Below are 14,148 nucleotides of genomic sequence, written 5' to 3' on the forward strand. Positions count from 1 at the left end.
ATCCTTACCGCGCTGGGGCCTACGAAAGCCCAGGTTGCGCGGCGCGGGGTGGTCGCGATTGGGGCTGACAGAGCTCGAGCGAGACGAGGCAGACATTCACGTCACGCGGTCAGGTACCGCGCTCGATCGAAAGCAGGGACAAGTTCGGATGAATTGAGCGGTTGAAGATATGGTCGCTGGGATCTCAATCAGACCATTCGCAGTAGCCGATGCTCCAGATCGCGGGCCGCGGGCCTATCGCGCGCAATCACAAGGCACTCCACCGTGCCAGCGTCTTCGTCGGCGGCAAGCGGGATCACGCCCTCCTTGCGTATGCGGTCGAACGGAAATCCTTCCTTGACGAAACGATCATGCGCTGTTTGGAGGGATCGTGATCGAACATTTCTCGCGGATAAAATAACGTTGCAAGCGGAATAGTCGAAGCCCAGCAGCCGGACGGCAATGCTGTGTAACACCGAGCCGCCACCCCAGCGGCCGTTCGCTTCATTAAACAGCAACCGTCCGTCATCTGCGAAAATGGCGTCAATGTTGATCATTCCGCGATATCCGAGGTCTCGCGCAAGCGCCACAAATCGGTAGGCATGCGCCTGGGCAGTCAACCATTGCTCGTTCCCCAGGTCGCTTGGAAGCTCAAGTCCTGTCCAGATCAGAGCTCTTTCGGATGGATCCGTGCTTTTACGTAGACGTATGTTTCCACTGCTCATGAAAACGATTGTACCATCATCCTCGATTTCATACTCGAGATAGAACAAAGACTTGGCCAGGTGGTACGACTCCACGACCAGCGTCTTACACGATGCCGTTGTCATCTCAGACCAAAGCGCGTCAGGATCAAACGACGGCCATGGAATTCGCCGGGTATCTCTTGCCCCAGGTAGTGGATCGCTTTCATTGCCGGTCAGGATCACATTTCCGACTCCACCGGCTCCATTGTCAAGCTTTTACAATGACGCTTCCGGTCTCGGTTCTGAGGGAAGTGACGGCTCTGAATAGTTCGTTTGAGTCCGTCGTGATGGATCCATTGGGCAGTGGAAGTGCGACGCTTGTCGCCAATTGACGGAAGTGGCTCTTTCGGTTCAACAGATCAGGCCCTCGCTGCAGAGCGAAGTCGTCGCCGGCCTGCGGTATGCCCAGCATGGCCGCCAGGCGTGCGACGCCTTCCGTAGAGTAGCAGGGATACAATCGCCAGGTTGATTTCTGACGAATGTGTCTGTTGATTCGCTCAACAACAGTCTTGGACAGAAGTGTGCAATCATCAAGGACCGGAGATTGGCGGCCGCCTTCAGGTACAAGCAGACAAAGACTCGATGCGTCGAAATCGAGCATCGCGCCAATGAAGGATAGCAGATCCGCCGGGATGACTACCGGGGATACTATCAGGTCACCCTCATGAGCAAACCACGCTGAACGGTATGCCGAGTTGGCGGCCAGCGAAAGTTGAGCTCGTGTCAGATCGGCGCCCGACATTTGAGCCGTACCGGCATTCATGATCAGGATCCGCGGCATCCGCGACCTCCGGGCATTTGGGCGCGATCAGACAGGGATCGCGATGCCAACAATGGTGAACTTGCTGCGCCGTGGTGAGGCACTGAGCGAAGGTTGATTTGGCGCCGTCCTGCTCCGAGAGAGGATAGGTCGGTGCTTTCCCATCGACCATTGCAGCACCAGATAATCAGGCCTGTTGAAGCTGAGGATCGCGATCCGGTCTGAGCTCTGGACGCCGAGTTGGCTGTTGAAGGCGCGAGCGATCCGCTCAGTCTGTCGGTTGAGGCTGACATAGCTGAGAGTCTGCCCTTCGAAATGGATCGCAGTTTTGTCGGGGCATACGCAGCGTTTCGCTCGATCAGGCCGCAGAGATCCAACTCGTTATTCATGCGCGTCAGGCCCGCACAGTACGTTTGCTGCGATGCGCTTCCGCCGCAACCCGGAACTGCTTGGCGAGGCCCCGATCACATGCTTTGGTCGGCTCTTGTACAGGCTATGATCACACGGCCTTGGTAGGACCCGGTTTTTGATGGTTGTCATGGGTTGCGAACAATGGATATTGCTTGAGGGATCTCGGCCGATTGATCACTCGTTCTGTCCTGTTGGGCGGCGGTCGTGTGCATCTGTCCGTAGTGATAGACACACCACGAAGACAGTTTCTTGCCGCGTCTTTGATATACAGGCTCGCCGCACATATAGGCCTCTCTGGCATCTCCATCTTTGAAGCCGATGATGCAACGGCATTGGCCTTCAATATGGTCGATCAACAGGACCTTCTTGACGCCGTCGGGCTCTTTCAACTTGCCGCTCCATAATGCCAAGCAATATCTTCCAATGCCGCGCTGGTCACGCGGAGCGACAACTGCAGCTCAGGCTCTTTGAAAACCTGCGCAGGCCCGCCGTCTGTCGCACCTTTGCGCGATGGAAATGCCTTGCCACCACGGGAAAGCAGTTTGAACAGAGCGGAAAGCCGGTCCGGCGAACTGATTTTGGCGCGGTGTCGCGCTAGAGGAGGGGCTTGATTCAGATTCGGGAAGCCGCGTCCCCCCGTAGGGGGTTCGGATGGCGGTGTACGTCGGTCAATTCTGACCTCATCGGCTCTCTGGTGTCCCGGCCCAGAACAGCCACATAGTCTCGGTTCCGGAATGGCGAGCCATTCAAAGCTGCGCGCGAGCCATAGCGCCGCAATCGGGACTCGCTGCAGAGCCCTTCCGACCGACCAGCCACCGGGAATGAGGATCATGACCGACCATCGGGGCGTGGATCTGACGAGCTGAGACATTCGCAATCCTTCACAATCCCGGCGGCAGACCAAGATCCAACCTCAAGACCCTACTACTTAACGTTACGTCCGATTCAAGCCCTTTTGGGCAGCCTGTGTGAACGTGGCCAAGCTCTCAGGCTGCCGGAAACGGGCCGCCGGCCGGTCTGGTATCGCACGCATTCAGCGCTGCGATTTGCGTCAGGAGAGTTCGTCATCCCCTTGAGATCCGGAAACGCTCGCCCTTTCGCAACCAAGTGCTCGCTACCTTTGCAGCCCATTGCGTGCCTGACCTCCGCTGCGCCGTCATTGAACCGCTCTGTCACTTCTACCGACGCTGAGCCTTCAATGCCAAATGCAGCATTCGACGATAGTTTTCGACGAGGTCGGCCTGATGAGGACGCGGCCTGTAGCCCTTTGGGGGCGGGCGAGGAACGATCCTGGAAATGTGCCGGCGCCCGTGATCCAACGCACGTCGCGGTCGCTGACTTTGCTTGGTGCGGGATTATCGCAGCGTCTGATAGAGGCGGTACAGCAGCCGCGCACGAGGTTCAATCGACGAGATGTAGAGTTGCTCATGATGCGTATGCGCGCCCTTGCCGTCGACGCCAAGGCCGTCAAGCGTCGCGGTATGCGGCGCGGTGAAATTGCTGTCGGAGCCGCCGCCGCTGAACGCGTCGAGCAGCTCGAAGCCAAGCTCAGCGGCAAGCTTTTTGGCGTGTGCGTAAAGTGCGGCACCGGCGCTGGTCTTCTCATATGGCGGACGGTTCAATTCGCCCAATACCTTCACGCTCACGCCCTCGGTGCGCGATCTGATGCCGAGAATCTTCGGCACCAGCTCGTCGGCGTGGGCCATGGTCGGGACGCGCATATCGACCTGCGCATAGGCCAGTTCCGCGACCACGTTGGGCCTGGTGCCGCCGCGGACGACGCCGACATTGACGGTGATACCGCGTGTGAGATCGTTCATCGCCTCCAGCGTCTGGATCACATGGCCGAGTTCCCGGATCGCGCTGCGGCCATCCTCGGGGCGCGTGCCGGCATGCGCGGGCGCGCCCTTGATGAATACCTCGAAGCGCGCAACGCCCTTGCGCCCCGTGACGACCTTGCCGCCCTCGCGCGACGGCTCGGTCACCAGCACGTATTTGGCCTTGCGGCCCTCGGCCTCGATTAGCGCGCGCGAGGTTGGGCTGCCGATCTCTTCGTCCGAGACGTAGAGGTGGGTGATGCCGAGCGGCGGACGTGCGTCATCGTCGCAGATTTGCCGGAATGCGTGATAGGCGAGATAGGCGCCACCCTTCATATCGTAGATGCCGGGGCCGAACGCACTGTCGCCGTCGATCTTGAATGGTAGCCGTGCGATGGATCCCATCGGATGAACGGTGTCGAGATGGCTCAACACCAGAACGCCCGGTACGCCCTGGCCCCAAGAAGAACGAGTGATCAAATGATCGCCGCAGCCGTCACGCCCCGCAATGCGCTCGACGCTGGCCGGCAGGTCGCGATAGCCTGCTGCGACAACATCAGCCAGTTTGTTGATCTGATCCGGCCGCTCCGTCGGAGATTCGATCACGACCCAGCGGCGAATGCCCTCGAGTATCAGGCCGATTTCGAACGCGTTGCTGGACATAGTTGTCTGACGCCTTTGAATTCGATTGTCATCGCTTCTGCAAGATCACGCCATCGCCATGTACTCACATCAGAATCGAGGCCGAACGTCTAGCGAGTCACCAACCGTTGTGACCCAGGCGTGCCTCTGAATCCGATCTTGCTGCGGCAATGATGTACGCGCCTGTCGATTTTAACTGAGCTACCAAAGCTGGTAGTTTTCGACGGGATTGTGCGGACCAAGAAGACGGCCGTCCTGGACTTGCCCGTTCTGGTGAGCTGCAATTATTCTGATCAGGACCTTGCTGCGACATCCGCGCAAGTCGCATTGCCTGACCAGGTGACCCCCACGCGTCTCAACGCGGGAGATCGCCGGCAAGCGCCAGCATCGCACGAGCGACGAAGCGCCGAAATCGCCGGAGCTGAGGGGGACCGTTCAATGCGAGCTGTGAAACAGTTGCAGCCCGGTCGATTGTTCGATGACTGTCGCTGGAAGCGTGGGATTGAGGCCATCCACCGTTCTGCTCTCCCTGCATCTGCGCAATCCGCGCTCAGTCAAGCAGTAAGGTTCGAAGCGCGCCCCGGAGGTTGATCAATGGATTGCCATGGCCTTGTCGGGTCGCGATAATTCGTCCGATAAAGATGGTATGTGTGCCAAGCACCTTGTGGTCATATAAAATGCATTCGAGCGCGCAAAATGCGTTCGGCAATAACGGTACGTTGAGAACGCCTTGATTCCAAGGCGCTGTATCGAAGCGGTGAACGCCTTTGGGCCCGTCCCGACCGCCAAAATGCAGGGCAAGGTCTTCCTGGTCACTGCGCAGAAGACTGACTCCAAAGCTGCCGCTGGCGAGGATCTCACCATGTGCCTCGGAGCAGGCATTGATGCCAACGACCAGGCACGGCGGCTCCATGCAGATGGACGTCACAGAACTCACCGTGAGTCCACGTCGTCCGGCTGCCGTTCCGGTCGTCACGATGGCGACACCGCTCGCCAGACTACGCATCGCCTGACGGAATTCTGCCGGTTGGATAGACGGCATTTCAAACTGGTGGCTCATGATCTGCCTCTGGAGTTGTACCCGATTCCGACTTTGATCCGTATGGGCGGAATTACGTGACGAGCAAGCTCAGATCGAGCTCGGGTATGACCTCGATGCCCTCTGGATGAGCTACAATCATGGCCAGACGGACGTGCAGTATCTCGTCTTGTTACCCGGCTTGGCGATTGCAGCGGCAGAACTGAGAATTGCCGCCGCCACGAGTTTCAATAGGAGCCTCCTCAAGCAGGAACCGCGCTGAGCGGCCGCCGACGCGCCAGTGCACATGGAGTTGTGGTCGCGATCCGACCAACTGGGCTGGAACCTCGCTCGGCCCGTGCGGATGGGATGATGCCGATTGCAGTACCGGCGCGCGCCTGCCGGAGTTTCTCCGCATGCAGACGGCATCGGCGCACCTAATGCACCTTTAGGAGAATACGCTTTTTTGCCTCGAGAAGATGCTGATCGAGCGTCGCGTGTAGTGCACCCCGCAGCTCCGGCGGGATCGAGCTATCTGTATCGATCAATTCCCGGAACTTCCGAATGATGTGCTCTGTCACTGCAATAGCTCCTTGTGCTTCAATCTTCAGCCAGGACGTCATCGAGTCTCTCCTTTGGCGCGCAGCGCGCTTCGTCGCGGGTCCTCACCTCGGCGGCAATCCGGGCTGCAACAGGCTCTCGTCGATAAAAGTTGGCTCTCGGGCCGCGTGCTCAGCGCGACTTGCTTTGATCAGGGCGAGCGCAGCCGGCGCACGCTCCTCGAAGTCCCGTAGAAGTGACGCCCATTCGCGGCTGTAATATTTTGGCGCTCGTGAGCAGCAGTCTTGGTCGGAGTACCGGAACATCGGCCAGCTCGGCTATCACGCGTTCGACACCGCGATCAGGCGCTTCAGTCGATCGGCTGCGGCGCCGCCATCAAGTGATTCTTGTCCAAGTGCTACACCTTCCTGCAGGGTCGAGGCCCGCCCGGCCACGACCAATGCCGCCGCCGCATTCAAAAGCGCAGCGTCGCGAAGACGACCTGGTACGCCATCAAGCACATTCTGCAGCGCAACGGCATTAGCCTCGGCATCGCTGCTCTCCAACGCGTCGTTGCGGCAGCGGGGGAGCCCGGCTTCTTCAGGCGTCACTTCGAAGGCGCGGACTATACCCGCCTCAAGCGCGGCTACAAAGGTTCGACCGGTGAGGGTTATTTCGTCGAGGCCGTCCGAGCCATGAACAACCCATACCGATTCGGCACCAAGGTTCTTCAAGACGTACGCCAAAGGCTGGACCCATTCGGGAGAGAATACCCCAACGATCTGCCGCTTGACCCTGGCCGGATTGGACAGAGCCTCGATCAGATTAAAGATCGTGTAGGTTCCAAGTGCGCTCCGGATCTGGCCGACGCGCTGCATCGCCGGATAATGGGCTGACGCAAACATGAAGCCTATGTCGGCTTCGTGCACACAACGTGCAATGGCTTCAGGCTTGAGATCGATCTTCACGCCGAGGCGCGCCAACACGTCTGCGGCGCTTGAACCCGAAGACGCAGCGTGTTTCACATGCTTGGCGACAGGAATGCCGACCCCGGCGACGATGAAGGAAGCACACGTGGACACGTTGACCGAATATATAGGGGTGTCGCTCATGCCGGCGATACCGACGGGGTCGCATGCCGCCTCGATGCGCGGCATTCTATTCCGCATCGCGGAGGCGGCGCCGGTGACTTCTTCGATCGTCTCGCCCCGGACGCGCATCCCCATCAACAAGCCGCCGATTTGCGAGGGAGTTGCGTAACCCGACATCATGCTGTCGAAGGCTGACGCAGTTTCCTCGCGTGTCAGAGTGGCGCCGGTGGCAACTTTGCCGATGATCGATCTAAGCTCTTCCATCGAACTTTACACGTGTCTTGCACAAACCTCGATCTCTTCCGCGACGCTCGAGGCGGCAGTCGGTTGAGTGTGGGCGCCCTTAGCGAGGCTACAACCTGACGCCACGTGAGGGTCAAGCTCTCCATTTTGTGGTGCCGTCGAGAGGAGATCGTCGGCCAGCTAGCCTAGAACGCTGTAGTATTTTGATGCTAGGACCGATGGCACTGTCTCGCGCCAGCTGGGCTCTACAAAACAACCTTAACCTCACGGTCGTCCGATCGACCTCATGCGTGCCAATTTACCAAGGAGACGGTGGCGAGCCGCGTGATGCCTCTATGTGACGCTCGGGAGCGAACTTCTGGGATGCAGACGCCCAAGCGCGCAAGCCGATTTGACCGGCAAGGGACTGAAAAAAGAAATCGATTGCCAAACGACATTCTTGAATGCTGCCTCCGTAGATCACGATCGACTATGCGGCTTTTAGGCAAGATCGGCGAAATCGATTGTTTTGATGGAACGCATCAAGGTCGCGAATAGGCCATTCTGCGACGGTACGGCTTGCCGCTGAGCGAGACTCCATTGACCTGATTCTTGATGCGATCAAACAACCCCACCTGATTGTAAATGAAGGTGCGCAGGACAGCCTTCATAGACGATCGACGCGTCCCGTTGATCCGCCCGCATGAGGCGGTGAGTCACCCGTGTTCGGTCCTGTCTTACAGTCGGAATACGCCGTACTGCGGCGCACCGATCGGCGCATTGAGCGAAGCGCTCAATGCGATTGCGAGGGCAGTTCTGGTATCGACAGGATCAAGAATGCCGTCGTCCCAGATTTCCGAGGTCGCATAATAGGCACTTGACCGCTCGCGATATTCTTCAAGAATTGGTGCTCGAATGGCTGCCAATTCCTGCTCCGAGAGGCGCCCTCCGGCGCGAGCCAATTGTCTCGCTTTGACGTGGGTGAGAACTCCGGCGGCCTGCTCGGCACCCATCGCAGATATCTGAGAATTCGGCCAGCTGAACACGAATCGAGGATCAAACGCGCGTCCCGACATGGCGTAAGTTCCTGCGCCGTGCGAGCTATTGCAAATGATCGTAAACTTCGGCACGGACGCTCCAGATACCGCCATGATCAGCTTGGCGCCGTCCTTGGTGATCCCACGCCGTTCATATTCGCGGCCAACCATAAAGCCAGTTACGTTCTGCAGGAAGAGCAGGGGCGTCCGGTTCTTGTCGCACAGTTGAATGAAATGAGCCCCCTTTAGCGCGCTGTCGCCGAACAGCACGCCATTATTGGCAAGGATCCCGATTTGATATCCATGAAGCCGCGCAAAGCCGCAAACGAGTGATGTTGCATAGCGCGGCTGGTATTCTTGAAATCGGCTGCCATCGACCAGACGAGCGATGATCTCTCGCATGTCGAACTGCGCTCGCGCGTCCTTTGGAATGAGACCGTAGAGTTCGGACGCGCTATAGGCGGGCGGCTTGGGGGCCACTCGATCGATCGAGGTCTTCGCCGGTTGGTGGAAGCGAGCAACGATGTCGCGGGCAATCGCAATCGCATGGATTTCGGAGCTTGCGAAGTAATCACAGGTGCCCGACACGCTGGTATGCATGAGGGCGCCGCCAAGTTCGTCGGCGGACACTTCTTCGCCGGTGGCAGCCTTCACGACCGGAGGGCCGCCGAGAAAAATCGCTCCAGTACCTTCGACGATAATGTTGTATTCACTAAGCGCAGGGACGTAGGCCCCTGCCGCGGTGCAGTGGCCCATGACGATGGCGACCTGCGGCACTCCCATCTCCGAGAGAACGGATTGATTGCGGAGAATTCGACCGGCATGGTGGCGATCAGCAAAGAATTCCGCCTGCAAAGGGAGGAATCCGCCGGCACAGTCGCACATGTGAACCACCGGCAGACGGTTTTCGATGGCTATATCCAGTGCCCGCACGATCTTCTTGACCGAGAGAGGATACCATGCGCCGCTCTTCACGCTGGCATCGTCGGCGTGAACAATAACCTCGCGCCCCGCCACAATGCCGATGCCGACGAGTTGGGCGGCGCCGGGTACCTCGCCGTCGTATGCCTTGTTAGCTGCCAGCGTCGAAAGCTCTAGGAACGGAGTTTCCGGATCGAGCAGGGCCGCGAGTCGCTCACGGACAAACAGTTTATTCTGCCGACGCAGCCGCTCAAAGTCCCGCTCGGGCCGGTGGAAGCGGGCAACGCGTTGGCGTTCCTTCAATTCGCCGGCAAGTTGCCTGTTGTGCAGGTCGTTGCAACGAAATTCCTGCGAGTTCACGTCCGCCACGGAACCAATCCGCTGCATTTCAGCGCCCTTCTTTAGAGAGCGTGACCAACACAGCGTCGTGCTCGAAGCTCTCACCTTCCTTGACGTGAATTCGATCGACGATGCCATCCTGTGGTGAGCGTATGATCGTTTCCAGCTTCATGCTTTCAATCAGCATCAGTGCCATTCCCGCCGAGATCGATTGACCAGGCGAAACTGTGATCGCAACAACAAAGCCAGGCATCGGCGCCCGGGCCACCAGAGTGTGAGTCTCGTTATTCCCGGATGCGCACGCTCGCAACGGGTCATTGTAGCGCAAAATGCGCGTCCTGCCGCGGATGTGGAGGTGAATGAGCTCTCCCTCGATGGCGAACCTGACCGGTTCGCTCTGGCCCGCAATGGTCAAGATGCCGCTACTGTCATTGCAATGGGTGAACGCGACAGGGGTAATCACCTGGTCTCGGAGATGGAGCCGGTAGCCCTGCTGGCTGGGTGAAAGCCACAATTCATGATATACGCCGTCGACCTCGAATGAGTGATACACGTCAATTTCTCCAACTACCGAGCACTGCGTGAAGCTCGGGCACGGCATCGGCCGACTCGCGGACCGGTCTTGTCAGGAGAGCCGCAGATGCCAGGAACGCAGACATTCCGGCAGCAAAGTTGCCGGCTGCGAGATGTGGATTTTCTTCGAGGTATCCCGTATGGAACTGCCCCCCAAGAAATGCCTCGTCGCAGAGAATCCGGGCGAGCAGGCTCGCGTTGGTCTCGCACCCAAGTAGAACCAGTTCGCGAATGGCGCGATGGGCTTTCAGAGCAGCCTCTATGCGGTTCGGTGAATGCACGATGATCTTGGCGAGCATGGGATCGAATGCCGGCGTGATGTGCTGGCCTTGCATGATGCCGCTGTCGATTCGTACGCCATTCGGATACTCGAGAAGAAGTACTTTGCCGGTGGTCGGGACGTATCCGCGTTCGGGAGCCTCCGCGCAAAGCCTGAGCTCGATTGCATGCCCATTTGAAACAATGTCGGACTGCGAAAGTGCAAGTTTTCGGCCCGCTGCCGCATAGACTTGTTCGGCGATCAGATCGACGCCGGTGATCATCTCGGTCACCGGATGTTCGACCTGAAGGCGTGTATTCATTTCCAGAAAGTAGAACTCTCCGCCGCTGAAAATGAACTCGACCGTTCCTGCATTCTGATAGTTCGCTGCACGGGCGATGCCGACGGCGGCCTCGCAAATCCGGGTCCGCAATTCTGGTGATAGCGCCGGCGAGGGCGTCTCCTCGATGATCTTCTGGAAACGGCGCTGCACCGAACATTCGCGCTCGAAGAGATGGACCAGGTTACCGAAGGAGTCACCGAGTACCTGTACTTCAATATGTCGCGGGTTTTCGATATGTCGTTCAACATAAAGTCGGCCATCTCCAAAGTAGCGACGCGCTTCACTGCTCGCCTGCTCAATGGCCGCCTCCAACGTAGCAAGGTCCCGTACAATCCGCATTCCCTTGCCGCCACCGCCAGCTGATGGCTTCACGAGCAAAGGAACTCCAATAGCCCGCGCTCTCAAAATGAATGTCGCCGGATCATCTTCCTCGATGGCGCAGGGTGCGACCGGAAAGCCGTTGCCTTGAACGAAATTACGAGCGCGAATCTTATCGCCCATTAGTTCGATAGTTTCTGGAGCGGGTCCGATGAACACAATACCGGCCTTTATCACTCTACTGGCAAATTCCGCATTCTCGGAAAGCATTCCATAACCTGGATGTATTGCGCCGGCGTTCGCCTTGTGGGCGGCAGCGATGATCTGCGCGATATCCAGATAGCTTGCGATCGGCGTGCGGCCGCTGATCGGAATAGCCAGGTCGGCCATTGAGACGGCCGGGGTTGCCGCGTCAACCTCATGGTAGACAATTGCAGAACGAAGCCTAAGCTTGTTCAAGGTTTTGATGATACGTGCGGCTATCTCACCCCTATTGGCGATCAGAACGGTATCGAAGGGCAATTTATGCATTCGCCTATCCGGACAAGCGCGATTGAACTAGAGCGTCGGTCTTGTAGACGGCCATGCTCGTCACCTAACCTCGGACCGTCCTGCGGGCGGCCGGGACCACTTCTGTGGCAGAGGCAAACGAACAGGCCGCCACATCTTCACTTCGAGTCGCTGCTTTTCTTGCCAGTGTCTCGCACGGAGATCACGTAGCGACATTGCTGGCTCAGGCTCGCTTGCCTGGATCTGAGGCAGGCAGTGATAGCGATGGGATCTGGTATGTGACTGCTACAAAGGCGGAACACGTCCTCCATGCAAGCCTCTTTCTCCTCTGCGGTCGGCGCTTGATCGCGCGCGTTGACCAGCCTGGGCATTACAGCTGTCATTGCGAGGGCAAGAGCGATGGCGCAGTAGTAGAGTTTGAGGTGCGAAGTCAGCTGAGTTCGTTGATTTTGAGTCATGATATCCCTTCAAGTCGGTGGGGCTGCGGTATTCTTCTTCCTGCGCGAAACGTCAACATGACCTGTCGACCGCGAAACAGGCCGAAACTGTTTAAGTGCTGCGCCGGCAAGCTCCTTCTTCTACTTTTGCGGTCTGACTGCACGGTGCTGGTCATCTGTCCGGCGTGACAGAAACGACACCTGCCGTAGTCGCGGAGCCCCGCGAAGAGGAGACGCTCTGGCGGGTGAGCGGGCCCAACAAGTGATCATTTCGGAGCTTCCGGTGATTGTGCGGTTGGTGCATGCCTGGATGTCGCGAGGCATTGCTTGAGCGGGACATGTGCTTAGGTACTCTGGCTCAGCCTACCCACCAGCCAACTAATGACACCGTAGCCGGCGCGACGCCGGGCTTAAGGGGCCCGGGCCACGAGGCGGCGAGACAGGCAAAAGCCACGTGCGCTCAAGCCATTGTTGATGATGCATACGATCGTGCAGAGCGAACCATCATGGCGCGCGCCGAGACTATGTTTGGTGTAATCGCGCCTGTGTTCCACCTTATGTGAAGACGTCGGGTGGAGGGTCTCGGATGGAGCCTTCGTCTTGCGTCCGTTCCGGTGAGGCTACGGTGATGGGTGCGCCTGCCGTGCAGAGTTCGAAACGAGGGATTTCGTCCAGCCGCGACAGGAAAAGCCTCCGATGAAGCGCGGACGAGCGTGCATCTGGAGGATCTTATAATCCTTTCGTGCCAGGTGAGTTTAGATGTTTGAGACATTCGCAATTCTCATGACCCGTCAGCAAGCGTCTGGATTGTCGGAGGTGGTTCCCACTTGTCCAGGATCGTACAATCTAACGCTACGTGCGATTCAAGCCTCTTCGTGCGTCCGATCGTCTGAGGATGTCGGAGCTGTGCATTCTTCGTACGAGCTTCGGCTGCAGCGCGCACTTTGGTGTTTCTGAATAGCGGCTGTGCATGGCGACTGTCCGCTTCGGCAACCGGGGCCACGAGCGTCGCTGTTACGTGATTATACGGAGCGCCGGTGTCGCATTTCTTTGATCTACGAATTGCATGCTATCGGCATGAATCCGAAAAGTAAGCTCTACCAGCCCGAACACTGGCGAAGCCGTGCGGAAGCAACGCGAAAGAAGGCGGAAGCGCTCGCCGACGGCAAACCAAGAGACAGGCTGCTTAAGATTGCCATGGAATACGACAAGCTGGCTCGGCGTGCCCACGCGTGGCAGACGCACAGAAACGAGGACGATACGTGGCCTGAGCAAGAGCTGTAAAGCGTCGGTGCGGTTCGATAAAACGCCCCAGCCTGTTGATCGCGACCCGGCCCAATGGCTAGGCAAGCTCTCTCAGCAGGCAAGTCAGTGGCGCTTGCACGTGACGTTGAGGCGACACGGTAAGGCGAGGCATCCCGACGGCCCTGTGCCGCGCTCCAATCGCGACACGTACGTCGAGGGCGGAGCAGGCCCCCTGCCCAACGATCACTTCAGGTCTGCTCGTTTAGTCAGCTTCTCGAAAGCTAATCCTCTCATTATGAGGATGCGGAACGCTAGACCTTCATTTGCGGTCAATGCGTCGCGCTGAACGTAGAAGGCCGGATGCCATCCGCGTGTGGCCGTGTTGAGCTGTTACGGGTTAGTGTTTGGCACTTCGTCGCGGCTGCAATCCAGCCGGGCAAGCTGGCGTCATATCAATTTCGCCAACTCGAGACATCTGCGTCATGCCTCAATATTTCGTTTGCGTTGGCCGGAGGGGCGGATTTTATATTCAGGTAGCCGCGCCAAGTGTGGGCTTGAACCAAGTCTGTGAGGGAGGTCTCCACGTCCGATTGATGGTGCGCATACGTTGCGGCCGCGGGAATGCGAGAGGCGCCGGAAAGCCCCTCGTGCCTTCGCCATCCGCGAAAGTACTTCAGAAGAACGCTGCGATGATCCAGCAAATACCAGCCCAAAGCAGCGCATTTATGAGGAGTGCGGCCAGAGGCCACAGGTTCCACCTCCTCTGCGCCTGCCAGGAGCGACGATCGGCGCCGTAATGCTTGATCGTTGGGTGCTTTGGTGCGCGCCAATGTGCCATTTCATCATAGGTCGCGCTGGTCCACGGAAAAATGCCAGGGTTTGCATGCCTCGTATCTCTCATACCTTCGCAGTCCTCTTTCAAAGCGCGAGTATCAGAATC

General features: G+C 58.3%; 12 protein-coding genes. 1 reads left to right on the forward strand and 11 read right to left on the reverse strand.

Going from position 1 to position 14,148, the window contains the following annotated elements:
- Positions 1-188: 188 nt before the first annotated feature.
- The 11 genes from XH87_RS00450 to XH87_RS00500 form a co-directional block, all read right to left on the reverse strand.
- A complete protein-coding gene (locus XH87_RS00450; protein ID WP_271585748.1) occupies positions 189-908 on the reverse strand; it encodes a peptide ligase PGM1-related protein in 720 nt (239 codons plus the stop codon).
- Between the two features lie 25 nt (positions 909-933).
- Positions 934-1,506, reverse strand: a complete 573-nt coding sequence (locus tag XH87_RS00455; protein ID WP_271585749.1) for a hypothetical protein — start codon at positions 1,504-1,506, stop codon at positions 934-936.
- Between the two features lie 27 nt (positions 1,507-1,533).
- The gene (locus XH87_RS00460) at positions 1,534-1,854 is read right to left on the reverse strand and encodes an AMP-binding protein (protein WP_333909169.1); all 321 of its coding nucleotides are present in this window, start codon (positions 1,852-1,854) and stop codon (positions 1,534-1,536) included.
- A 167-nt stretch (positions 1,855-2,021) separates the two neighbouring features.
- The gene (locus XH87_RS00465) at positions 2,022-2,285 is read right to left on the reverse strand and encodes a hypothetical protein (RefSeq protein ID WP_271585750.1); all 264 of its coding nucleotides are present in this window, start codon (positions 2,283-2,285) and stop codon (positions 2,022-2,024) included.
- A 966-nt stretch (positions 2,286-3,251) separates the two neighbouring features.
- Positions 3,252-4,376, reverse strand: coding sequence for a M20 family metallopeptidase (locus XH87_RS00470; protein ID WP_271585751.1), 1,125 nt, complete (start codon positions 4,374-4,376; stop codon positions 3,252-3,254).
- Positions 4,377-4,905: 529 nt separating this feature from the next.
- Positions 4,906-5,415 carry a flavin reductase family protein gene (locus XH87_RS00475; protein ID WP_271585752.1) on the reverse strand — a complete coding sequence of 170 codons (510 nt, stop codon included), beginning with the start codon at positions 5,413-5,415 and terminating at the stop codon, positions 4,906-4,908.
- A gap of 395 nt (positions 5,416-5,810) precedes the next feature.
- Entirely contained in the window at positions 5,811-5,996 is a 186-nt protein-coding gene (locus XH87_RS00480) for a hypothetical protein (protein ID WP_271585753.1), read from the reverse strand.
- Positions 5,997-6,254: 258 nt separating this feature from the next.
- Positions 6,255-7,268 carry an anthranilate phosphoribosyltransferase gene (trpD, locus tag XH87_RS00485; RefSeq protein ID WP_271585754.1) on the reverse strand — a complete coding sequence of 338 codons (1,014 nt, stop codon included), beginning with the start codon at positions 7,266-7,268 and terminating at the stop codon, positions 6,255-6,257.
- A 695-nt stretch (positions 7,269-7,963) separates the two neighbouring features.
- On the reverse strand, positions 7,964-9,571 hold the full coding sequence (locus XH87_RS00490; protein ID WP_442868225.1) for an acyl-CoA carboxylase subunit beta: 1,608 nt from the start codon (positions 9,569-9,571) through the stop codon (positions 7,964-7,966).
- A 1-nt stretch (position 9,572) separates the two neighbouring features.
- Entirely contained in the window at positions 9,573-10,076 is a 504-nt protein-coding gene (locus XH87_RS00495) for an acetyl-CoA carboxylase biotin carboxyl carrier protein subunit (protein WP_271585756.1), read from the reverse strand.
- Position 10,077: 1 nt separating this feature from the next.
- A complete protein-coding gene (locus XH87_RS00500) occupies positions 10,078-11,547 on the reverse strand; it encodes an acetyl-CoA carboxylase biotin carboxylase subunit (RefSeq protein ID WP_271585757.1) in 1,470 nt (489 codons plus the stop codon).
- Between the two features lie 1,466 nt (positions 11,548-13,013).
- Here XH87_RS00500 and XH87_RS00505 point away from each other — a divergent pair.
- On the forward strand, positions 13,014-13,247 hold the full coding sequence (locus tag XH87_RS00505) for a hypothetical protein (RefSeq protein ID WP_271585758.1): 234 nt from the start codon (positions 13,014-13,016) through the stop codon (positions 13,245-13,247).
- The last annotated feature ends 901 nt before the right edge of the window (positions 13,248-14,148 follow it).

The organism is Bradyrhizobium sp. CCBAU 53415, assembly GCF_028128735.1.
Taxonomy (GTDB): Bacteria; Pseudomonadota; Alphaproteobacteria; order Rhizobiales; family Xanthobacteraceae; genus Bradyrhizobium.

Coding starts and splice junctions, on each gene's coding strand:
- XH87_RS00490 (WP_442868225.1), bottom strand. CDS start 9,571: ATGCAGCGGATTGGTTCCGTGGCGGACGTGAACTCGCAGGAATTTCGT.
- XH87_RS00480 (WP_271585753.1), bottom strand. CDS start 5,996: ATGACGTCCTGGCTGAAGATTGAAGCACAAGGAGCTATTGCAGTGACA.
- XH87_RS00455 (WP_271585749.1), bottom strand. CDS start 1,506: ATGCCGCGGATCCTGATCATGAATGCCGGTACGGCTCAAATGTCGGGC.
- XH87_RS00475 (WP_271585752.1), bottom strand. CDS start 5,415: ATGAGCCACCAGTTTGAAATGCCGTCTATCCAACCGGCAGAATTCCGT.
- XH87_RS00500 (WP_271585757.1), bottom strand. CDS start 11,547: ATGCATAAATTGCCCTTCGATACCGTTCTGATCGCCAATAGGGGTGAG.
- trpD (WP_271585754.1), bottom strand. CDS start 7,268: ATGGAAGAGCTTAGATCGATCATCGGCAAAGTTGCCACCGGCGCCACT.
- XH87_RS00470 (WP_271585751.1), bottom strand. CDS start 4,376: ATGTCCAGCAACGCGTTCGAAATCGGCCTGATACTCGAGGGCATTCGC.